Origin of the sequence: Corynebacterium sp. HMSC035E02, assembly GCF_001836065.1 — a bacterium.
Classification (GTDB): domain Bacteria; phylum Actinomycetota; class Actinomycetes; order Mycobacteriales; family Mycobacteriaceae; genus Corynebacterium; species Corynebacterium hiratae.
Map to the genome: position 1 here is coordinate 23,315 of NZ_KV827290.1, position 20,483 is coordinate 43,797.

A 20,483-nucleotide genomic window follows, 5' to 3' on the forward strand; every position below is an offset into this window, starting at 1 on the left:
GTGGGATCACACATTAGAATTCTCGTAAGCTATGCCCCGCGTCCCGACGCTGGCAAGCACCTGCCCCACAACGAGTAAAGGACCACACTATGCTGCGCTATATCGGGCGCCGAGTGCTCCAGATGATTCCGGTGTTCTTCGGAGCTACCTTGCTCATCTATGCGCTCGTCTTCTTGATGCCCGGCGATCCTGTCGAAGCCCTTGGCGGTGACCGCGGCCTTACCGAGGCTGCCCGTGCCCGCATCGAGGCCGAATACAACCTCGACAAGCCGTTCATCATTCAGTATCTGCTCTATATCAAGGGCATCTTCATGCTGGACTTCGGTACGACCTTCTCCGGCGTGCCCGTGACCCAGGTGATGGCTAACGCCTTCCCGGTTACTGTAAAGCTGACCGTCATGGCCATTATCTTTGAGTCCGTCTTCGGCATCCTCTTCGGTGTCTTCGCCGGTATGCGCCGCGGCGGCTTCTTCGATTCCACCGTGCTGGTCATCTCCCTGCTCGTCATCGCGGTGCCTTCCTTCGTCATCGGCTTTGTCTTCCAGTACCTCGTGGGCATTAAGTGGGGCGTCTTGCCGGTTACCGTCGGCGCTAACGCCACAGTGAAGTCTCTCCTCATGCCGGCCATGGTGCTCGGCGCGCTCTCCTTGGCGTACGTCATCCGCCTGACCCGCCAGTCCGTGGCGGAGAACCTGCGCGCCGATTACGTGCGCACCGCCCGCGCCAAGGGGCTGTCCAACGGCGCGGTGACCCGCCGCCACGTGCTGCGCAATTCGCTGATTCCCGTGGCCACCTTCATCGGCGCCGACATCGGTGCGCTCATGACCGGCGCCATCGTGACCGAGGGCATCTTCGGTATCAACGGCGTCGGCGGCACCATGTACCAGGCCATTCTGCGTGGTGAGCCGACCACAATCGTCTCCTTCACCACCGTGCTGGTGATCATCTACATCATCGCCAACCTGCTCGTTGACCTCCTGTACGCCGTACTTGATCCGAGGATCCGCTATGCCTAATTTCGAGAAAACCACTCCCCACCCGGGCCAAGAGCACTTCGTCTCGGAAACCGATGAAACGGGTCTCGGCGCGGTCGATGCCGTCAAGGACGAGTCCGCGCCTTCCTCCCAGTGGGGGGAGGCATGGCGCTACCTGCGCCGTCGCCCACTGTTCTGGATTGCGGCCGTGATGATTCTCGTGGCCATCCTCCTAGCCATCGCACCGGGTCTTTTCACTAGCACCGACCCGCGCCTATGCGAGCTGTCCAAGTCCCTCGCCCCCGCCGAGCCAGGCCACCCCTTCGGCTTCAACCGCCAAGGCTGCGATATCTACGCCCGCGTGATTTACGGTGCGCGCGCGTCGGTAGCCGTCGGCGTCCTCACCACGCTGCTCGTCGTAGTGCTTGGTTCAATGATCGGCGCTATCGCCGGCTTCTTCGGCGGCTGGATCGACTCTGTTCTCTCCCGCATCACCGACATCTTCTTCGCCATCCCGCTGGTGCTCGCCGCCATCGTGGTCATGCAGATGTTCAAGGAGCACCGCACCATCGTCACGGTGGTCTTGGTGCTCGGCCTCTTCGGCTGGGTCTCCATTGCCCGCATCACGCGCGGCGCGGTGGTCTCCATCAAGAACGAGGAATTCGTGCAATCCGCGCGCTCCATCGGTGCGTCGAGCTGGCGCATCTTGTTCAGCCACATCCTGCCGAATGCGGCCGCGCCCATCATCTCCTACGCCACCGTGGCGCTGGGCACCTACATCGTCGCGGAGGCCACCTTGTCCTTCCTGGGCATCGGCCTGCCGCCGACGTTCGTGTCCTGGGGCGGAGACATTTCCGACGCGCAGGCTTCCCTGCGCGTCGCTCCGGCAGTCCTGTTCTACCCGGCGGGCGCTTTGGGCCTAACCGTGTTGAGCTTCATCATGATGGGTGACGTCGTCCGCGATGCACTCGATCCGAAGGCGAGGAAGCGTTAATGACTAACCCACTTCTTGAAATGAAGGACGTTCGCATCTCCTTCACCACGTCGACCGGCGTGGTTGAGGCAGTGCGTGGCGTCAACATGTCCATCTACCCGGGCCAGTCCGTGGCCATCGTGGGCGAGTCCGGTTCCGGTAAGTCCACCACGGCGATGTCCATCCTGGGCCTGCTGCCGGGCACCGGCAAGGTCACCGGCGGCCAGATCCTCTTCGAGGGCGAGGACATCACTCACTACAACAACAAGCAATTCGAATCGCTGCGCGGCGACAAGATCGGCTTGGTCCCGCAGGATCCCATGTCCAACCTGAACCCGGTATGGCGCATCGGCACGCAGGTTGAAGAGTCTCTCAAGGCCAACCACGTGGTGGAGGGTTCCAAGCGCCACGAACGCGTTGTGGAGCTTCTGGAGGAAGCCGGGCTTCCCGACGCCGAACGCCGCGCCAAGCAGTACCCCCACGAGTTCTCTGGTGGTATGCGCCAGCGCGCGCTCATCGCGATCGGCCTGGCCGCCCGCCCGAAGCTACTCATCGCCGACGAGCCCACCTCCGCGCTGGATGTAACTGTTCAGAAGACCATCCTGGACCACCTGGAGCACCTCACCGAGGAGCTGGGTAACGCCGTTCTCTTCATTACCCACGACCTTGGTCTGGCGGCCGAGCGCGCCGAACACCTCATCGTGATGCACCGCGGCCGCATCGTGGAGTCGGGCCCGTCGCGCGAGATCCTGCGTTCCCCGCAGCACCCTTACACCCGCCGCCTTGTCAAGGCCGCCCCTTCCCTCGCCTCCTCCCGCATCCGCGCGGCCAAGGAAGCTGGCGTGGAGGCCAAGGAACTCAAGTCGGGCGAGGCTATCGGCACCGCCGTCGAACCTGGCTCCACCGCTGCAGATTCCGCTGAAGGTTCATCTTCCGCGGCTCAGGCCCCGGTCATCTCGGTTCGCAACCTCACCAAGGAATTCGACATCCGCGGACAGCGTGGCGGCAAGAAGCTCCTCAAGGCTGTCGACGATGTCTCCTTCGACATCCGCCGCGGCACCACCCTGGCGCTGGTGGGCGAGTCCGGCTCCGGCAAGTCTACGGTGGCAAACATGGTGTTGGGCCTTTTGGAGCCGACCTCCGGCACCATCGAATTCGAAGGCCGTGATACCTCGAAGCTATCGAAGCAGGAACTCTTCAAGCTCCGCCGCAAAATGCAGGTGGTCTTCCAGAACCCTTATGGCTCACTGGATCCGATGTACTCCATTTACAAGTGCATCGAGGAACCCATGGCGCTGCACAAGGTGGGCTCGCGCAAGGAACGCGAGGCCCGCGTGGCCGAGCTTCTCGACATGGTCTCCATGCCTCGCTCCGCCATGCGCCGCTACCCCAACGAGCTCTCCGGCGGCCAGCGCCAGCGCATCGCCATCGCCCGCGCGCTCGCGCTGCGCCCAGAGGTCATCGTCCTCGATGAGGCCGTTTCCGCCCTGGACGTGCTGGTGCAGAACCAGATCATCCAGCTCCTCGCGGAGCTGCAGTCTGAGCTCAGCCTGTCCTATCTCTTCATTACCCACGACCTCGCAGTGGTCCGCCAGACTGCCGACGACGTAGTTGTGATGAAGAAGGGCCAGGCCGTCGAGCAGGGCACCGCCGACGATATCTTCGACAACGCCCAGCAGGAGTACACCCGCAACCTCATCAACTCGGTTCCGGGTATGCACCTCGATATCGGCACGGATATCTAGCTCAAGCGCGCCGACTACCCGTCAACCTTGCTGTGGTTGGCGGGTTCGGCATTGACGGGCCTTTATACCAGCGATAGCGGGCCGCGAAAGACGATGGTCTTTATATGCAATTACTGGACCCAAGACTGTTGAAAAACAACCAGCAATTCCATAAAGTGTACGGTGAGCCATATCACTTCTATGGACTCTAAAGGATCTCTAACACAAGGAATTCTGATGAAGAAAATCACCCTTTTAGCTTTCAGTTTGGCGCTCACCACATCTGGCGCGGGACCTTCTGCTGCCGCCACCAACGTGCAACCGTTCAAAATCTGCGAATACGAGAATGGATCACAATGCACCGGATGGTATCCAAATCCGGACACATGCCGAGACATCTTCAATAAGCCAGGCGTTACTGATTACCAGCTTCGCGCCTGCCTTGCTTGGAGTGGGCACGGGAGTCGGGGATAGGAACGCATAATGTCCACTTCCATCGTGATAATTCTTTTGGCTGTCCTACTCATCTCCCTCCCCGCAGGAATGATGCACCACCGCATTAACAAACGAACACATAGCCATGATCCCGAAGTTCGTCAGGCTGCTGTGGACTTTCAACGAGACGTCAGCAGAGGGCAAATGGGCTTTTAATTCACTCGCCCGCCCTCGCCGAAGACCTATTCCAGAAACCTATGAGACGCAGGAGCCGGTTGGGGTGGCGTCGACAAGCTGCGTAACGTCACCCACGTGGCCGCGCACCTCGTCCGCGGTGAGTGCATAGCCCGTATCGGAATCCTCCACGGAAGCACCAAACACAACGCCGAGCACCTGGCCCTCCGGGTTGATCATCGGGCCACCCGAATTGCCCTGGCGGATGCTGCCGCGCACCGTGTAGGCATCGCGCTCCACGCGGCCCGTGGAGTAGATATCCGGCCCCGCAATGGTCAGCCGGTCGCGCACGCGCGCCGGCTCCGCCGTGAACGGACCCGACTGCGGGAAGCCCAAGACGATGGCATCATCCCCCGTCACAGCCGCTTGCTCCGCCCACGGCAAAGGCTCCAAGCCCAACCCGGGGCTATGCAGCACCGCAATGTCCACATCCGAGTTGTAGTACACCACGTGCGCCTCCTTGAGCCCGAGCACAGTATCGAGGTGAACCTTATCCGTGCCGGCCACAACATGGGCGTTCGTGATGACGTAGTCCGGTTCCGTAACAAAGCCCGAGCCCATCAGCCGGCGCGAGCACGCCTCCGCATCCCCCAGCACGTGGATTACGGAAGGTCGCACGCGTTCCGCCAGCTCAGGGTCTTCGATGTTCACTGCGGGAGCATCCACCTCCACATCGGCACCGGAGCGCTCCCACGGAGACACCAGCGGCGGCAGCCCAGACTCGTTGAGTAGTGCTGCGATACCGTTCGGCAGCGCCGCTAGGCGCGAGGGTGCCGCTGCATTGAGCGCGCTGAGCACGTGCGACTCACGCAGCGCTTGCCCCGGCCGGCCACCCAGGTTGGATGCCAAAGGCAGGGAAACCAACCAAATCACCACGATGGCCGCCACCGCCTGGAATACCGCACCAATTGAGGAGTCCACGCGCTGCCCCGAGCGGGTGCGCATGCGGTCCCGCAACGCCATGCCAAGCGACGTCCCCACCAGCTGCCCTAAGCCCACCAGCAGAATGAGCACGCCGACAGCCAACAAGAAGCGCACGGCGGCCTGGTCCGCCAAGCCCATCGCCAGCGGGGCAACCACAGTTCCCAGCACCAGCCCCGCAATGATTCCCACGGCGGCGAGGACCGCTGCCAAGGCGCCCTGCCGCCAACCCACGCGAACAGCGAGGAGCACGGCAACCACGATCAGGATGTCAACAGCAAGAGACACAGAGGGAATGCTTTCTTAAGGGCTAAAAGGGGCAGAAACTAACCTATCTTCTCATTATTCAAGGAGCGGTTGAGTGATTCACGCAGATCGTGAACCATTTTCTTATCCCATTCCACGCTCCAGCCCGCATGATCCATCAGCCCAGACAGCACTCCCGCGGTAAAGCCCCACACCAGGTAGCCCCGCGTCCGAAACGCCGGCCCCTTCCAGCGGCCAAATCCCACCATCATGCGATTCGTGGGTTCCGCCAGCTCCCGCAAAGGGACGGTGAAGACATCATCGGTTTCCGCGGGGCTCGCCGGCCACACGTCACCCGGTTTATGCCAATACGCCAGGACCGGGCTCACGGTATTGCCGGTAGCTGGGATATCCAGCTTGCCCCACTGTTCAAGGGGTGTGACGGCGGAGCGGTCGAGGCCGGTTTCTTCTTCGGCTTCGCGCAGGGCAGCGTCGACAAGCGAGGCGTCCTCCTCGTCCTTGCGCCCACCGGGGAAAGCAATCTGCCCGGAGTGCGAGCGCATCGAGGGCGAGCGGTGCGTAAGCAACACCTCACCGTCTGCGAAGCTTTCGCCCTTCAAGAGCACCAACACTGCCGATTCACGCCGGCGCTTGGCGGCCGGGACATGCCGAATGAGGCGTTCTTGGACCTTGTCTGTATCAACCCCGAGCGCCGGGCGCAGCCACTCCGGGGCGTGAGCAGGAAACAGGCGGCTCACTGAAGAACCTCCTCGACGGCCGCCTCCAATTCTTCGGCGGAGCTAAACGGTTTGATGAACTTCTCTTCCACCTTGCCATCGCGCACCACGAGGGTGATGGGGATGACGCCCGGCAGCCCGAGCTCGCCAGCGAAGGTCCCATCCTCGTCCTGGTAGCTGGGGATGTCGACCTGCAGGTCACTCAAAAGCGCAGCACCGTTGGCGGCGTTCGCATCCGCATGCACGCCGACGACATTCCACGTCGAGTGCGAGCGTGCAAGGTCTTCGAAGAAGGGCAGCTCCGTGCGGCACGGCTCGCACCACCATGCCCACAACGTGACGATCTGAACGTTCTTGGCCGCCGCGGTACCGGCCGCTCCTAAGCAGGGAAGGTCCACCCCAGCAATGGGCCCCTCGGGGCACTTGGGACGCTTGGCTACTTCTTGCTCCTGCGCCTCGGGGACGGGGACCTCCGGCTCATCATCCTCAAGGAGATTCACCACGCCGACGAACGCGAGTGCCGCCAGCGCAACAATGGCTGCGATGCTCACCTTCACGTATCCGGGCCACCGAGAATATTGGCTCATTGCTCCACCTTAACCCCGCGACGGGCACCATGGGGCGAGGACGCAGGCCGTGCACTTCGGCTTCCGGGCGGTGCACACGCGCCGCCCATGGAGGATGAGGCGGTGAGAGAATACGGTTTGTTCCTCTTCGGGCACGCGCTTGGCGACGTCCCTCTCAATCGCCCGCGGCGTCTTCGCCTCGGTCAGACCGAGCCGCTGACTCAGTCGCGTGACGTGGGTATCCACGGTGATTCCCGGCAGCCCAAAGGCATTTCCCCGCACCACCAACGCGGTCTTGCGGCCGACGCCGGGCAGCGAGGTGAGCTCGTCGATGCCGCGTGGTACCTGCCCGTCGAAGTCCGCGACGAGCTTTTCACCGATGCCCAACAGGTGGCCGGCCTTCATGCGCTGAAAGCCGAGTGGGCGGAGAATGCGCTCAAGGTCGGCGCGGTCCGCGGCGGCATAATCCGGCGCGGAGGGGTAGGCTGCGAACAGCTCCGGGGTGACCTGGTTGACGCGGGCATCCGTGCACTGTGCTGAAAGCACTGTCGCTACGAGTAGCTCAAGGGGGTTGGTGAAGTCTAGTTCACAGTCGGCATCGGGATATTCGTCCGCGAGGGCGGTACGAATATGGGCAACACGCGCTTCCTCGGTATCATCGTCATGCTGTGCAAAAAGGTCAGGGGACATAGAAGTAACTCTAGTGACGGAAGTTAGAATGGAAAGCATGATTTCGCTCGTTGTCCTCGTCCCGCTGTGCCTCGCCCTGTTTGCCATTCTCATGGAAAAGCTAGAGGCAACGGCCTTCGAGAATTAAACAGATTAGTAAAGGCATGTGACTATTTTTCCCGTTGGTGGAAATAGTGACTAATTGCACTGTATGATGTTGTGCAGTGCCTCGTGGCGCACTGGAGACTAGGTGCGTCAAAATAGACCAAACCAGCTTGCGTCCAAGTGTTTTCCTCGCTGCGCAGGCTTTAAGGAGTAACAGTGGAAGGCGTACAGGACATCCTCTCCCGCGCTGGCATTTTCCAGGGCGTCGATCCGGTAGCAGTACAAAACCTCATCGAGCAAATGGAAACCGTCCGTTTCCCGCGCGGCACCACCATTTTCGAGGAAGGAGAGCCGGGCGACCGCCTCTACATCATCACCTCGGGAAAGATTAAGCTTGCTCGCCACGCCCCGGATGGCCGTGAGAACCTGCTGACCGTGATGGGCCCGTCCGATATGTTCGGTGAGCTTTCTATCTTCGATCCGGGCCCGCGCACCTCGTCTGCTGTGTGCGTCACCGAGGTCACCGCCGCCACGATGAACTCCGAAATGCTCAAGCAGTGGGTGGCCGATCATCCGGCGATTGCGCAGCAGCTGCTGCGCGTGCTGGCCCGCCGTCTGCGTCGCACCAACGCCAACCTGGCGGACCTCATCTTTACCGATGTTCCGGGCCGCGTGGCCAAGACCCTGCTGCAGCTGGCTAACCGCTTCGGCTCGCAAGAGGGCGGTGCACTGCGCGTGAACCACGACCTCACTCAGGAAGAGATCGCCCAGCTCGTCGGCGCGTCCCGCGAGACCGTCAACAAGGCGCTGGCCACCTTCGCCCACCGCGGATGGATTCGCTTGGAAGGCAAGTCGGTGCTCATCGTCGATACCGAGCACTTGGCTCGCCGCGCGCGCTAAGTCTTAAAGGCCGAGCCTGCATATGCCGCCTCCGGGCGGCTGTGGCCCAATGCAAAATCCCCCGAGAATTTCTCGGGGGATTTTCCTATGCGGTGATTCAGTTCTGAGCCGCGAGGTACTTCAGCGCAGTGCGCGTGGACTGCTCGGCGGCGTGGCGAAGGACCGGGTCGACGTCGTCGTACATCTCATCGACGAGGGTCTTAACGTCAACATCCTCACCAAGGCGCCCGCGGACCTCTTTAATCTGATCCAAGCGGTGGTGGCGGCGGTCAATGTACTTGCGGGCAACCGCGGAGGTGTCCTCCAAGTCCGGGCCGTGCCCCGGGAAGAGTGCTACATCCTTGCCGCGCTCTTCGAGAAGGTCCAGCGTCTTCAGGTAGGCGCCCAAGTCACCATCGGTCTCAGACAGGAGCACGGTGTGACGGCCAGCGATGGTATCACCGGTCAGAATTCCCTCCAGGGTGGAGTTCTTAGCCTCTTCGGACCATACGAAGAAGCAGGTGGAATCCGCAGTGTGGCCCGGGGTATGAACCACCTCAAGCTGCGGGGTGATGCCGTCGACGGTGATCACTTCGCCGTCGACAAGCGCCTCCGCGCCGTTGCAGTAGTTCGGATCGAACGCGCGAATCGGAGCGCCGGTGAGCTGGCGCAGACGCTGAGCGCCCGAGGCGTGATCATCGTGGCGGTGAGTGAGAAGGATCAGTGCTACCTCGCCCGCCTTCGCGGTCACAACGTTGAGATGCCCCTCATCCTCTGGGCCTGGATCGACCACAATGGCGCGAGAATCTTCTCCGGCGCGGATAATCCACGTATTGGTACCCTCCAAGGCGGTGTAGCTGGGATTATCGCACAGCACGACACCGACGGACTGGCTCACGGGACGCAATTGGCTATATGCAGGATGCTCCATGGTTCTAACCCTATCCGATTACTCAGCGATTTCTACGATAACTTCGATCTCAACGGGGGAATCCTTCGGAAGGACCGCTACCCCCACTGCAGAACGCGCGTGAACACCGGCATCACCAAAGACCTCCCCGAGGAAGTTCGAGGCACCGTTGATAACCGCGGCCTGATCCGTAAAGGATGGAGCCGAGGCGACGAAGCCGACCACCTTCACCACGCGGGTGACACGGTCGAGGCCCACGAGGCCATCGATGGCAGCCAACGCGTTTAGCGCGGCCGTGCGCGCCAGCTCCTGCGCCTTCTCGAGGTCCACTTCTGCGCCAACCTTGCCGGTAGCAGGCAATTCGCCGCCCACGACGGGCAGCTGACCGGAGGTCCATACCTGGTTTCCTACCTGGATGGCCGGGATATAGGACGCGAGAGGGGCCGCGACAGAAGGAAGCTCCACGCCGAGTTCTTCCAGGCGTGCGAGGGCGCCCATTAGGACTCCTCCAGAGGGCGCTTGAAATAGGCGACGACATTCTCCGGGTTCATGCCCGGGGTGATAGTGACGAGCTCCCAGCCGTCCTCACCCCAGGAATCGAGGATTTGTTTCGTCGCGTGTGTAAGAACCGGCGCGGTTGCATATTCCCATTTAGTCATGGGCCCAATGCTACTAAATACCGATGAGTTCGCCACCCTCAGCAAGGTAATGCGCCCAGCTGGTGATGTGCGGATTTTTACGCAGAAGGGCGCGGCGCTGGCGCTCCGTGAGGCCGCCCCACACACCAAACTCCACGCGGTTATCAAGGGCATCCGCGCGACACTCGTTCAGCACCGGGCAGTGGCGGCAAATCACCGCGGCCTTACGCTGCTCTGCCCCTCGCACGAAAAGCGCATCGGGGTCACCGTTGCGGCACTTGGCTTGGGTAACCCACTCACCACGCTCGGAGGTTAACGAGGCATTCTTTACCATTGCGGACCGTCCTGCACCTTTGACACTGACTGCCATGGCTAGGTAACTCCTTCCAAGTTCCCCCCGTCGTAGTGGAAGATCGTGAATAACCCTCAACCCGACGGAATATTATGTACCATTGGTAAGTCTATTCACAGACCGGTATACCTGTCTAACAGGTCACACTTTAGGGGGGTCTCCCGGTTGTCGCCCTAAAGCACTAGTGTGTGGAGGGTGACTGTCATCAAATCCCTGGGAAAGCTCGTCCTGTCCACAGCACTGGTCGGCATCCTCATCGCGCTAGCCATCGCCCCCGTCGCCGGCGTCAGTGGCGTTGCCGTTGCTAGGACGAACGAAACGATGCAATCGGACATCCAGGATCTCACCAGCGGGGATACCCCCGGCGTGAGCACCATCTTGGATGCCAAGGGCAACCCCCTTGCCTACATCTACGAACAGCGTCGCCATCCCGTACAGCCGGATGAGATCTCCGACGCTATGAAGCAGGCAGTTGTGGCCATCGAGGACCGCCGCTTCTATGAGCACGAAGGTGTCGATCTGCAGGGCAACGTCCGCGCTTTGTGGACCAACCTGGCAGCGGGCGGCGTCTCCCAGGGCGCGTCCACGCTGGATCAGCAGTACGTGAAGAACTACCTCCTCCTCGTCAATGCCACCACGGATGAAGAACGGCAAGCCGCAACCGAGCAATCCATAGCCCGCAAGCTGCGTGAGATGCGCATGGCGACGGATATCGACGCCAAGCTTTCCAAGGATGAGATCCTCACCAACTATCTCAACCTCGTGCCCTTTGGCAACCACTCCTACGGTATCGAGGCCGCCGCCCGCACCTATTTCGGCTCCGATGCCGCGCACCTCACCGTGCCGCAGGCAGCGATGCTCGCCGGCATGGTGCAATCCTCGGAGTATCTCAATCCCTACACCAACGAGGAAGGCGTGCTCGAACGCCGCAATGTGGTGCTCCAAGCTATGGTCGACACCGGCTCCCTGTCCCAGGAGGACGCCGATGCCTATGCCCAAGAACCCCTCGGCGTGTTGGATAGCCCCGCCACGCTGCCCAATGGCTGCATCGGCGCGGGAGATCGCGGTTTCTTCTGCGACTACGTGATGGACTACCTCGCCGATAAGGGCATAGACCGCGAGCATCTAGCGCGCGGTGGCCTGACCGTGAAAACCACCCTTGACCCCGACGTCCAGGACCAAGCTCTCAACGCAGTACGCAGCCACACCGCCCCGGATACCGAGGGCGTGGCGGAAGTCATGAACGTGATCAAGCCGGGCACTGATTCCCGCAAGGTCCTCGCCATGGTGTCCTCGCGCACCTACGGGCTCGACCTGGCCAACAACGAAACCCTCCTGCCCCAGCCCAATTCGCTGGTGGGCAATGGCGCCGGCTCCGTGTTCAAACTCTTTACCGCCGCGGCCGCCTTGGAATCGGGCTATGGCATCAAAGACAAACTGGCAGTGCCCAAGCGCTACGAGGCGGAAGGGCTAGGCTTCGGCGGCGCTGAGAACTGCCCACCCAACAAGTACTGCGTGGAGAACGCCGGCAGCTACGCCTCCACGATGACTATGCAGGACACTCTCGCCTACTCCCCCAACACCCCCTTCATCCAGCTCACTGAGCAGCTTGGCGTCGAGCGCATCGTCGACATCGCCGTGAAGCTCGGCCTGCGCTCCTACGAGGAGCCCGGCAGCTACGACGGCGAATCCTCCATCGCCGACCACATCAAGGACGCCAACCTGGGCTCCTTCACGCTCGGCCCGACGGCGGTGAACGCGCTCGAGCTTTCCAACGTGGGGGCGACGGTGGCGTCGGAAGGCATGTGGTGCGAGCCGAACCCCATCGAGGAGGTCACGGACTCCCACGGTAACGAGGTGTACCTCAAGCACACCCCGTGCGAACGCGCGGTGGGCAAAGAGGTGGCCAAGGCGCTGGAAAACAACATGACCGCCGATACTGAAAAGGGCACGGCGGCCGATTCTGCGCGTGCTGCGGGCTTCAGCGGCAAGGCCGCCGCCAAGACTGGTACCACGGAGTCCAACCAGTCCTCGGCATTCCTCGGCTTCAACTCTGAGGTTGCTGCCGCGCCGTATATCTACAATGACGGCACCACCACGAGCCCGCTGTGCACCGGGCCCGTGCGCCAGTGCGCCAACGGCAACCTCTTCGGTGGCAAGGAGCCCGCATCAACGTTCTACACCATGGCCGCGCGCGTTCCCGATGCGCTGAAGGGAACGGTGCCGGACTACGACCGCGCTTATGATTCGGGCACGGTATCGCCGCTTATCGACGGGTTGAAGGGCAAGTCCGAAAGCCAAGCCCGCTCCGCTCTAGAGAAGGCTGGCTACGTGGTCAAAACCACCGAGGTGCCCGCGCCCGGCGTGGGCTACGGCAAGGTGGTTCGTGTCATCACCGGTGCATCCGGCACTAAGAAGGGTGCGGAGGTAACGCTGCAGCTTTCCGACGGCTCCGCTGGCGACTCCGCAAGCTCCGGCACCTCCAACTCCAGCTACTACACCCCGTCGGCGCCGAGCGGCAACGGCGGTGGCACGGACAATGGCCAGCCGGCTACTCAGTCCGACCCGCTGTTCTCCCAAGAGGATGTCGACCGCCTGACGAACGACGTGCGGGATTTCTTCGGGCTTTAGCGCAGAGCGCTAAAGCGTAAAAACGGGCTACAGCGTGACAAGGAGCTAGAGCGTGACAAGGAGCTAGAGCGTAAAACGGGCTACAGCGTGGGTGCTAGCGCTCCTGCGCTAACACGCTAGTTGAGGGCGGCCTTGACCGCGGTGGACAGGCGCTTGCCGTCGGCGCGCCCAGCAGCCTTGGCGGTGGCCACCTTCATCACGTTGCCCATCTGCTTGATGGTCACCGGCTCGCCGGAGTCCTTCTCAACCTCGGCGATGGATTCAGCGACGAGGGAGTTCAGGGCGTCGTCGTCAAGCTGCTCCGGCTGGTAGGCCTCGAAGAAGGGGACGTCGACAAGCTCTGCCTCCGCCAACTCCGGGCGGCCGTTTTCCGCGTAGACCTCTGCGGACTCGCGGCGCTTTTTAATCTCACGGGCGATGACCTTGAGGATGTCCTCATCGGTGATCTCGTGGCGGGAACCAGAAGTTTCCTCCGCCTGGATGGCAGACAGCAGAGAACGGATGGCGCTCGTACGGGCCTTGTCCTTGGCCTTCATCGAGGTCTTGAGGTCAGCACGGATAGTTTCTTTCAACTCACTCATGCCCTTCAATCTACGCCTGCCGGCCAGGTAGTGTGGTGAAGGTGAAGATTTTCCCTGTTCTTGGCGGACTCGCCGCCGCCGGCCTAGGCGTTGCCGCGTGGGCGCACTCAGAACTCACCAAGTTTGAGCTCAAGGAGTACACCCTGCCGCTGCTGGAGCCCGGTACGCTGCGCGAGGAGTCCGAGTTCCGTATCCTGCACGTGTCCGACCTCCACATGATCCCGGGCCAGCGCGCCAAAATCGAGTGGGTCTCAGGCCTCGATGTCCTTGACCCGCACTTGGTGATCAATACCGGTGACAACCTCTCCGACGAGCGCGCCGTACCCGAGGTCCTCCGCGCCCTTGGCCCGCTGCTGAGCCGCCCGGGGATGTTCTGCTTCGGCACCAACGACTACTGGGCGCCGCGCATCCCGAACCCCTTCAACTACCTGATTGGGAAGAAGAACGAACCTTCCTACGTGAACCTGCCCTGGAAGGGCATGCGCGCGGCCTTCCTGGAACACGGCTGGCACGACGCCAACCAGGCCCGCGTGGAGTTCAAGGTAGGCGATGTCCGCCTCGCTGCCGCCGGCGTGGACGACCCACACCACGATTTGGATGACTACTCCGAAATCGCCGGCGCCCCCAACGAGGACGCCGACCTCTCCTTAGCACTACTGCATTCCCCGGAACCTCGCGTCCTGGAGAAGTTCGCCGCCGACGGCTACCAGCTGTCCCTGTCCGGACATACGCACGGCGGCCAGCTCTGCCTGCCTTTCAAGGTGGCGGGCTCGCGCTCCATCGTGACCAATTGCGGCATCGACCGCGTTCGCGCGGAGGGCCTGCACCGATTCGGAGAAATGTACATGCATGTCTCCAACGGGCTGGGCACCTCCAAGTTCGTTCCTTTCCGCCTCTTCTGCCGCCCGTCCGCCACGCTGCTGCGTATCACAGAGAAGGCCGCCTAGGAATACCCCCTCCACGCTGCCGTTTTGTCCTTTCAGGCTGGGGTGCGTTACAGTATTCCGGTACCGCTTAGAGCGAGACACCGGGATATGGCGCAGCTTGGTAGCGCGCTTCGTTCGGGACGAAGAGGTCGCAGGTTCAAATCCTGTTATCCCGACCATTAAACCCGCAGGAAACTGCGGGTTCTTTTCGTTTTCACCGGGCGGCGGAAAGGGCGCCCGTCCTCCTAGAAGCTGGAGGAGCCACCCGAACCGGAAAAGCCCGAGCTAAACCCGCTGTTGACGCCGCCGCTGCTACCGGAAGAGCTATCGCGGGCGGCCGTCGCGTCGCTGTCCCAGGTGCTCACAACATAGAAGGGCACGTAACCGTGGTAGCCAGAGCCGGCGAAGAAGTGGGAGTCATAGATATGCGTGCGTACGGGGCGTTCCTCGGCCTCGTTCTCCTTCTGCAGCTGTGCTTGCAGGTGCTCCGAGAGCAGCGCAGTCCGGTCCAAGAGCTCCAAGTAGCGCTCCATGAACTGCGGGTGGTTCGGCTCCTTGGACAGGGCCACGGCGGCGTCTTCCAGCTCCTTGGCGTGGCGCTCAAGCGCCGAGTCGATGTCCGCAGCCAGGTAACCCGCCTGGGCGAGGTCCTTGCCCAGCTCGTAGAGCTCATAGCGGCGCGTGTCGGTATCAGCGTTCTCGATGCGGTGTAGCTTTTCGATGTTGGACTCGGCGGTCTCTACACGTTCGCAGAGCAAACGTGCACGAGCAATGAGCACGGAGCGTGAGCGGAACTGCTCGTCCGGTGCGTCGGCCGGAATCGACATGAGGGAACCCACCTTGTCATCGATGGCCAGGAAGTCATCGCGCAGGCCCTCCCAGTCCTCGCGCAGGCGCTCATCCACTAGACCCGATTGCAGCGAGTGCGCCCGGATATCGATCTCCCGCAGGCGCTGCGCCACATCGGTATAGGTCTGCGACACATAATCCCAATCCTCGCGCGCCTGCTGCGCGTTCTTCTGACGGCTGCGGCGAGTACCGCCAACGATGCCTGCGCCCGCGCCACCAACGCTCAGGCCCGCTACCCCCAGACCAATGGCCGCCCCAACGCGGTTATTTTGAGCACTCTCAAACTGGGTATCCGCAGCACGGTCCACGTCGATCGCTGCCGCCGCACCCGCAAAGAGACCAGCAGGAATGTTGTCATCCCGCACGCCCGGCTTAATGGCTTCGATGGACTGCTCGAGATGGCTATCTTTCTTGCGCAGCTTCATCTGTTCGGCCACGTCCTCACCCGCGAAGACGAAGGCCTGGCGCGGATCGAGGCCGACGCCGACGAAGACTTGGCCATCGGCAAACTTATCCTTGCCGATAAGCTCCGGGTGATTGTCACGCAAATACTCCTCCACGGAGTCGTTGACGTTTTCTTTGTTCTTGGCAAAGACCATGTAGTGCAGCCCTTGGACCACGTCGGGGGCGGCGATCCGGGAGACGTCGCCAAGCATGCGCTCTTCCTCCTCCGGAGTGAGCACATCGTCGGGGTCCATGATGTCGGCCTGGACCTCGCGCTGCGCTGGCTGCATGAGAAAATCGGCACGCTCCGGCGCATCGAAGACCGCCAAGCTCGCGCCCGCACCAATACCTCCGAGCAGCAGACCTCCCGCCACTGCTGCACCGACGATGGCGCCGACCGACGTTATTTTGGGACCACGGCTGGCGGCAAAAGGTTTGATATCGCGAGAGTCGGTCACGGTGATTCTCCAATTCTTCAGCGTTCAGTGCCGCCAATTTTACCCCCGAAAATTGGAAACGACGCGGTGCCCCTACAGCAGCCGCGTCGCCCCTATTCCCTATCACTCACAACGGATTGGAGAAACCGTTTGCCTACCCCCTAAGTAGGCTTTGTGAGCGATTCTCACTCTAGCACTATTTCCCCTCGCAACGGTAGATAAATCTTCAAAAACTCTGTAACGCTTCTACCGGCTCAGTCGATGCTTCACACGCAGGCCTTTGAGCTAGGCTTTTCCATTTTCTTCGTGCCTAGCGGGTGCCCCCACGAGAACGAAAGCCGCGATCGAAATTACCCCCAAAATAGCCAGCGCGGTCCACAGCTGTGGGGACTGCCCCCCATTGCCTGCCACGGTGATGGCGGAGGTTGCCCACTGCATGGGAAAGAGGTGCACGAGCGCACTCATCGCGGCGTTGAGATCGGTTCCCGTCGAGGCCGCTTTCCACGCCCATCCCACGACGCCCACCTGGGCTACGCCGAGCACGCTGCCCAGGCCCCAACCAGCGAGCCCCAGTCCGCGCACGAGTGCGTACAAAATGCTTGCCGACGCCACCCCGGCCCCCGCCGCCGCGAGCCCCGCCCACGCCACGGCCGCGGCGGTTCCACCGGTAGCAAGAAGTGCCACGAGCAGGCCCACCACAACTCCGATCAGCACCGCGCCGCCCAGCAGCGCGAGGATACGACGCTCCACGCGCGTCAGCAGCGCTCCGATAACCCCGCCGCCCAAGACGGCGATAGCCGCGAGGAGCATGGCCACGATGGGGCTGAGCAGCTGGGCAGGCGCGCTATCGTCCTCAGCGGGTCCGGCTACGGTGGGCAGCGCACGCTGCGCGCCCTGCACCTTGGACCGGTTCTGCTGCGCCATGCCGTCGACCTTCTCTGCGCCGGCAACGAGCTTGTCCACACCTTGCAGGGCCTCATCGACCTTGGAGTTGAGCTCGCCAATACCGGCATTGAGCTGCTTTGCGCCCTCCGTGGCTTGGTAGACGCCATCGTGGTAGGCGTAGCCGCTCACGGCCAGCTGGTTGGAGAGCTCGCGCGAGCCATCCTTCAGCTGCGTCAGTTGATCCTGAACGGACTGGTCAAATTGGAAGTTCTCCACTTGGCTGCGCAGATCACCGAGCTGCGAGCGGATGTTCTTCGCCTCCGCCGAGTTGTTTCCTTCCAAGTCCTTGAGGGTGCCGTCGATGGCCTGCAGGATCTGTCCGCGGACCACGCCTAGGCCGATGACTTGGTCGACGGCGCCGCCGACGCCGTCGGCCAGCTCGGTAGCACCGTTGCCCAGCTGGGCGGTGCCGGATTGCAGCTGGATGAGGCCGTCGTATAGCTCCTGCGAGCCGCCGGCCAGTTTGTCCACTCCGCCGCCCAGTTCACCAGCGCCATCCTTCAGTTCACCGGTGCCGTCGGCAAGCTGCTGCGCGCCGTTCGCCAGGAATCCCGCCTGGGCATTGGCTTCGCTGAGGGCGCGGGCGACGTCGTAAAGCTCAGCGGGATCGATGGTGCCATCGCTGGGCGCACCCGCCTGCTCCTGGGACCAGGCTTCGGCTGGCTGCCACTCGGACACGGTGGCAACGACCGCGCCGATAACGAGCGGCACGATGAGCACGAGGGCGAGAAGGAGTGCGCGGGTGCCAACCTTCCGGTTAGCGTCAGCAGGAGTAGCTAGGCGTGAGGTCATGTAAAAGAAACTATCGCCCACGCTGGGCAAAAGCGGTCAGGCGCGCGGAAAAGCCCCGTCCGGAATGAACCCGGCGGGGCTTCTAAGGTGACGGATTAACTCATGTGGGTGACGGATTAACGCCCCTGCGTTAATCCCTACTTCTTCTCAGCGAAGAGCTCGCGCACGCGCTTGCCCAGTTGCGGGGAGACTGCATCCCAGTAGGCGTAGACGCGCTCCTCGGTCTCCGAGGACACACCGGCCATAGCGTTGGTGATGTTGTCCGCCAAGCGCTCCTTGGCGTCGTCATCGTAGACGTTCTCGTACAGGTCGGTGGCCTGGACGGTGTCATTGTCCTCAGCGTGGTGGATATAAGGCGCACGCACCAGGTCGATGCCTGCCGGGTCCGGGTTCACGTAGAGATCCGGAGCGGTGGTGGTCTCCTGCTCCTTGAAGCGCAGGTTCTCATCGCCATCCAGGTAGCCGCCGCCCTTGGCGTGGCGGTTCGGGGAGTAGACCGGATCCTCCGGGGCGTTGAACAGGTACTGCATCGGGCCCTCGTGCTCATAGGTGTTGACCTGGTTGAGCGGCTGGTTCACCGGCAGCTGCTTGTAGTTCGGTCCGATACGGTAGCGCTGCTGGTCGGAGTACGCGAAGACGCGTGCCTGCAGCATCTTGTCCGGAGACAGCCCAATGCCCGGGACAATGTTGGACGGATCCAGGGCAACCTGCTCAATCTGTGCGAAGAAGTTGCGCGGGTTGCGGTTGAGCACGAAGTATCCGACATCGACCAGCGGGTAATCCTTCTTGGACCAGGTCTTGGTGAGGTCGAAGGGGTTGAAGCGGTACTCTTCAGCCTCCGCCACCGGCATGATCTGAACCTTGACGTCCCAGACCGGGAAGTTGCCTTCCTCGATGGCGTTGTAGAGGTCCTCGCGGTGGTAGTCCGCGTTCTTGCCAGCCATCTCCGTGGCTTCGGCGTCGGTGAAGTTCTCCACGCCCTGGCGGGTCTTGAAGTGGTACTTCACCCAGAAGGCATCGCCGGACTCGTTGACCCACTGGAAGGTGTGGGAGCCGTAGCCGTTCTGGTGGCGGGTGGTCTTCGGGGTACCGCGGTCACCCATAAGGTAGGTCACCTGGTGGGTGGTCTCCGGGTTGCGGGTCCAGAAATCCCACTGCATGTCAGCATCACGCAGGCCGTTGGCACCCAGACGCTTCTGGGAGTGGATAAAGTCCGGGAACTTAATGCCGTCACGAATGAAGAAGACCGGGGTGTTATTACCCACGATGTCGTAGTTACCGTCCTCGGTGTAGAAGCGCAGCGCGAAGCCGTGGACGTCACGCCAGGTATCCGGGGAGCCCTGCTCGCCGGCAACAGTGGAGAAACGGCCCATCATCGGGGTCACGGTGCCCTTCTGGAAGAGCTTGGCCTTGGTGTAAGCAGAGACGTCCTCGGTAACGTGCAGCTCACCAAAGGCGCCGTGGCCCTTAGCGTGCGGGGTGCGCTCCGGCACGCGCTCGCGGTTGAAGTGCGCCAGCTTCTCAATCAGGTGGATGTCATTGAGCACTACCGGGCCGTTCTGGCCAACGGTGATGCTGGTGTTTTCAGTAGCAATTGGCTGACCGGAGGGGCGGGTTGTGTTCGGGCCGCCCGGGGCGCGCTGGCCCTTGTCGAGAACCTTGTCTGCCGCGGACTCATTCGAAGCGTTAGTCATGGGGTTAATGCCTCCTAGATCGGTTGATAATTTGCTTTACATTATCAATCACGGACCTTTCATAGCCTACCCATAAAAAATGACCTGCGCAACAGTTTTTGACGTTGCCAGAGTTCACGGCCTTAAGCCCGAGACACCCAAGTCCTGCCTCCCCCGACTGGTAAGTTATGGGAGGTGAAACGACACTCCGAGCGCGACGATGCGCGCGTCACCGACCTCGCCCTCAAGGCAGGCCGTGGCGATCGCGCAGCCCTCACGGAGTTCATTAAGTCCACCCAAGATGATGTCTGGCGCCTACTCGCCCACCTCGGTGGCCCCGATATCGCGGACGATCTCACCCAGGAGACCTACCTGCGCGTCATCGGCGCACTCCCCCGCTTCGCCGCCCGCTCCTCAGCGCGCACGTGGCTACTTTCGCTTGCGCGCCGCGTGTGGGTAGATAACATCCGCCACGACATGGCCCGCCCGCGCAAGTCCGCCACCGAGTACGAGGATGCCGCCGCCCTCGCAGCAACTCCCGAAAACGCCGGCACGTGGAGCGAGTGGATCGACGCCCGCGCGCTTATCGACGCCCTCCCAGAAGACCGCCGCGAAGCCCTCATCCTGACTCAAGTGCTGGGCTATACCTACGAGGAGGCCGCGAAGATCGCCGGGGTTCGTGTTGGCACTATCCGCTCCCGCGTGGCCCGGGCCCGCAAGGACTTAATCAACCAACGCGGATAATCGTTATCGAGCCGTTACAAATCGGCTTGGCCGGCCATAGAACCTGCATCTACATGCGCCAAACGGCAAATTCTGACACCCCCGCCACTGCCTATCCT

At 62.1% G+C, this 20,483-nt stretch carries 19 protein-coding genes and 1 tRNA gene; 8 read left to right on the plus strand and 12 right to left on the minus strand.

The features are described 5' to 3' along the window. Nucleotides 1-89: 89 nt before the first annotated feature. From HMPREF2635_RS00150 to HMPREF2635_RS00160, 3 genes are read left to right on the plus strand one after another with little or no spacing between them, the layout of a single operon-like run. On the plus strand, nucleotides 90-1,016 hold the full coding sequence (locus HMPREF2635_RS00150; protein ID WP_010189948.1) for an ABC transporter permease: 927 nt from the start codon (nucleotides 90-92) through the stop codon (nucleotides 1,014-1,016). Then, the gene (locus HMPREF2635_RS00155) at nucleotides 1,009-1,968 is read left to right on the plus strand and encodes an ABC transporter permease (protein WP_070711066.1); all 960 of its coding nucleotides are present in this window, start codon (nucleotides 1,009-1,011) and stop codon (nucleotides 1,966-1,968) included. Before HMPREF2635_RS00150 ends, HMPREF2635_RS00155 begins: the two co-directional genes overlap by 8 nt. Further along, a complete protein-coding gene (locus HMPREF2635_RS00160; protein ID WP_070821051.1) occupies nucleotides 1,968-3,692 on the plus strand; it encodes a dipeptide ABC transporter ATP-binding protein in 1,725 nt (574 codons plus the stop codon). Before HMPREF2635_RS00155 ends, HMPREF2635_RS00160 begins: the two co-directional genes overlap by 1 nt. A 669-nt stretch (nucleotides 3,693-4,361) precedes the next feature. Here HMPREF2635_RS00160 and HMPREF2635_RS00165 read toward each other — a convergent pair. The 4 genes from HMPREF2635_RS00165 to nth are packed head-to-tail and all read right to left on the minus strand — an operon-like array spanning nucleotide 4,362 to nucleotide 7,500. Beyond that, a complete protein-coding gene (locus HMPREF2635_RS00165) occupies nucleotides 4,362-5,549 on the minus strand; it encodes a MarP family serine protease (protein ID WP_070509578.1) in 1,188 nt (395 codons plus the stop codon). A 38-nt stretch (nucleotides 5,550-5,587) separates the two neighbouring features. Next, complete coding sequence (locus HMPREF2635_RS00170) at nucleotides 5,588-6,265, minus strand: NUDIX hydrolase (protein ID WP_070516344.1); 678 nt, start codon at nucleotides 6,263-6,265, stop codon at nucleotides 5,588-5,590. Further along, complete coding sequence (locus HMPREF2635_RS00175) at nucleotides 6,262-6,831, minus strand: TlpA family protein disulfide reductase (RefSeq protein WP_046647886.1); 570 nt, start codon at nucleotides 6,829-6,831, stop codon at nucleotides 6,262-6,264. Before HMPREF2635_RS00175 ends, HMPREF2635_RS00170 begins: the two co-directional genes overlap by 4 nt. 9 nt (nucleotides 6,832-6,840) lie before the next feature. Continuing rightward, a complete protein-coding gene (gene nth / locus HMPREF2635_RS00180; RefSeq protein WP_049157849.1) occupies nucleotides 6,841-7,500 on the minus strand; it encodes an endonuclease III in 660 nt (219 codons plus the stop codon). Nucleotides 7,501-7,800: 300 nt separating this feature from the next. On the opposite strand from nth, the gene glxR reads away from it, so the two are divergent. Then, the gene (gene glxR, locus HMPREF2635_RS00185) at nucleotides 7,801-8,484 is read left to right on the plus strand and encodes a CRP-like cAMP-activated global transcriptional regulator GlxR (protein ID WP_046647888.1); all 684 of its coding nucleotides are present in this window, start codon (nucleotides 7,801-7,803) and stop codon (nucleotides 8,482-8,484) included. A 97-nt stretch (nucleotides 8,485-8,581) separates the two neighbouring features. On the opposite strand, the gene HMPREF2635_RS00190 is transcribed toward glxR, so the two are convergent. Genes HMPREF2635_RS00190 through HMPREF2635_RS00200 form a run of 4 tightly spaced genes read right to left on the minus strand, consistent with a single transcriptional unit; the run spans nucleotide 8,582 to nucleotide 10,381 of the window. Then, nucleotides 8,582-9,394 (minus strand): MBL fold metallo-hydrolase, encoded by an 813-nt coding sequence (locus tag HMPREF2635_RS00190; protein ID WP_070509573.1) that lies wholly within the window; start codon nucleotides 9,392-9,394, stop codon nucleotides 8,582-8,584. 18 nt (nucleotides 9,395-9,412) lie between these two features. Beyond that, the gene (locus HMPREF2635_RS00195; RefSeq protein ID WP_070701246.1) at nucleotides 9,413-9,871 is read right to left on the minus strand and encodes a RidA family protein; all 459 of its coding nucleotides are present in this window, start codon (nucleotides 9,869-9,871) and stop codon (nucleotides 9,413-9,415) included. Further along, a complete protein-coding gene (locus tag HMPREF2635_RS13180) occupies nucleotides 9,871-10,032 on the minus strand; it encodes a Sp36 family protein (protein WP_010189965.1) in 162 nt (53 codons plus the stop codon). The genes HMPREF2635_RS00195 and HMPREF2635_RS13180 overlap by 1 nt, the downstream gene beginning before the upstream one ends. A 13-nt stretch (nucleotides 10,033-10,045) precedes the next feature. Then, nucleotides 10,046-10,381: a WhiB family transcriptional regulator gene (locus HMPREF2635_RS00200; protein ID WP_175974779.1), complete on the minus strand. Its 336-nt coding sequence runs from the start codon at nucleotides 10,379-10,381 to the stop codon at nucleotides 10,046-10,048. Between the two features lie 177 nt (nucleotides 10,382-10,558). Between HMPREF2635_RS00200 and HMPREF2635_RS00205 the strand changes: the two genes are divergently transcribed. Continuing rightward, nucleotides 10,559-12,994 carry a transglycosylase domain-containing protein gene (locus tag HMPREF2635_RS00205; RefSeq protein ID WP_070821052.1) on the plus strand — a complete coding sequence of 812 codons (2,436 nt, stop codon included), beginning with the start codon at nucleotides 10,559-10,561 and terminating at the stop codon, nucleotides 12,992-12,994. A 116-nt stretch (nucleotides 12,995-13,110) separates the two neighbouring features. On the opposite strand, the gene HMPREF2635_RS00210 is transcribed toward HMPREF2635_RS00205, so the two are convergent. Then, nucleotides 13,111-13,575, minus strand: a complete 465-nt coding sequence (locus tag HMPREF2635_RS00210; protein WP_049157842.1) for a GatB/YqeY domain-containing protein — start codon at nucleotides 13,573-13,575, stop codon at nucleotides 13,111-13,113. Nucleotides 13,576-13,616: 41 nt separating this feature from the next. On the opposite strand from HMPREF2635_RS00210, the gene HMPREF2635_RS00215 reads away from it, so the two are divergent. Next, the gene (locus tag HMPREF2635_RS00215; protein WP_070821065.1) at nucleotides 13,617-14,522 is read left to right on the plus strand and encodes a metallophosphoesterase; all 906 of its coding nucleotides are present in this window, start codon (nucleotides 13,617-13,619) and stop codon (nucleotides 14,520-14,522) included. A gap of 81 nt (nucleotides 14,523-14,603) precedes the next feature. After that, nucleotides 14,604-14,680: transfer RNA gene (locus tag HMPREF2635_RS00220), tRNA-Pro, on the plus strand. Nucleotides 14,681-14,746: 66 nt separating this feature from the next. On the opposite strand, the gene HMPREF2635_RS00225 is transcribed toward HMPREF2635_RS00220, so the two are convergent. The 3 genes from HMPREF2635_RS00225 to HMPREF2635_RS00235 all read right to left on the minus strand — a co-directional run bounded on the left by HMPREF2635_RS00225 (nucleotide 14,747) and on the right by HMPREF2635_RS00235 (nucleotide 19,662). Continuing rightward, nucleotides 14,747-16,252, minus strand: coding sequence for a hypothetical protein (locus tag HMPREF2635_RS00225; protein ID WP_070821053.1), 1,506 nt, complete (start codon nucleotides 16,250-16,252; stop codon nucleotides 14,747-14,749). A 264-nt stretch (nucleotides 16,253-16,516) separates the two neighbouring features. Then, on the minus strand, nucleotides 16,517-17,968 hold the full coding sequence (locus tag HMPREF2635_RS00230) for a hypothetical protein (RefSeq protein WP_070821054.1): 1,452 nt from the start codon (nucleotides 17,966-17,968) through the stop codon (nucleotides 16,517-16,519). Nucleotides 17,969-18,105: 137 nt separating this feature from the next. Then, nucleotides 18,106-19,662 (minus strand): catalase, encoded by a 1,557-nt coding sequence (locus HMPREF2635_RS00235; protein ID WP_070821055.1) that lies wholly within the window; start codon nucleotides 19,660-19,662, stop codon nucleotides 18,106-18,108. A gap of 174 nt (nucleotides 19,663-19,836) precedes the next feature. Here HMPREF2635_RS00235 and HMPREF2635_RS00240 point away from each other — a divergent pair, with 174 nt between their 5' ends. Then, nucleotides 19,837-20,385, plus strand: a complete 549-nt coding sequence (locus HMPREF2635_RS00240; RefSeq protein WP_046647897.1) for an RNA polymerase sigma factor — start codon at nucleotides 19,837-19,839, stop codon at nucleotides 20,383-20,385. Nucleotides 20,386-20,483: the final 98 nt, after the last annotated feature.

What these genes read in the sequence shown, in the direction of transcription:
- HMPREF2635_RS00150 (WP_010189948.1), top strand. Translation starts at nt 90, where the DNA reads ATGCTGCGCTATATCGGGCGCCGAGTGCTCCAGATGATTCCGGTGTTC.
- HMPREF2635_RS00155 (WP_070711066.1), top strand. Translation starts at nt 1,009, where the DNA reads ATGCCTAATTTCGAGAAAACCACTCCCCACCCGGGCCAAGAGCACTTC.
- HMPREF2635_RS00160 (WP_070821051.1), top strand. Translation starts at nt 1,968, where the DNA reads ATGACTAACCCACTTCTTGAAATGAAGGACGTTCGCATCTCCTTCACC.
- HMPREF2635_RS00175 (WP_046647886.1), bottom strand. Translation starts at nt 6,831, where the DNA reads ATGAGCCAATATTCTCGGTGGCCCGGATACGTGAAGGTGAGCATCGCA.
- nth (WP_049157849.1), bottom strand. Translation starts at nt 7,500, where the DNA reads ATGTCCCCTGACCTTTTTGCACAGCATGACGATGATACCGAGGAAGCG.
- HMPREF2635_RS00190 (WP_070509573.1), bottom strand. Translation starts at nt 9,394, where the DNA reads ATGGAGCATCCTGCATATAGCCAATTGCGTCCCGTGAGCCAGTCCGTC.
- HMPREF2635_RS00195 (WP_070701246.1), bottom strand. Translation starts at nt 9,871, where the DNA reads ATGGGCGCCCTCGCACGCCTGGAAGAACTCGGCGTGGAGCTTCCTTCT.
- HMPREF2635_RS13180 (WP_010189965.1), bottom strand. Translation starts at nt 10,032, where the DNA reads ATGACTAAATGGGAATATGCAACCGCGCCGGTTCTTACACACGCGACG.
- HMPREF2635_RS00200 (WP_175974779.1), bottom strand. Translation starts at nt 10,381, where the DNA reads ATGGCAGTCAGTGTCAAAGGTGCAGGACGGTCCGCAATGGTAAAGAAT.
- HMPREF2635_RS00210 (WP_049157842.1), bottom strand. Translation starts at nt 13,575, where the DNA reads ATGAGTGAGTTGAAAGAAACTATCCGTGCTGACCTCAAGACCTCGATG.
- HMPREF2635_RS00230 (WP_070821054.1), bottom strand. Translation starts at nt 17,968, where the DNA reads ATGACCTCACGCCTAGCTACTCCTGCTGACGCTAACCGGAAGGTTGGC.
- HMPREF2635_RS00235 (WP_070821055.1), bottom strand. Translation starts at nt 19,662, where the DNA reads ATGACTAACGCTTCGAATGAGTCCGCGGCAGACAAGGTTCTCGACAAG.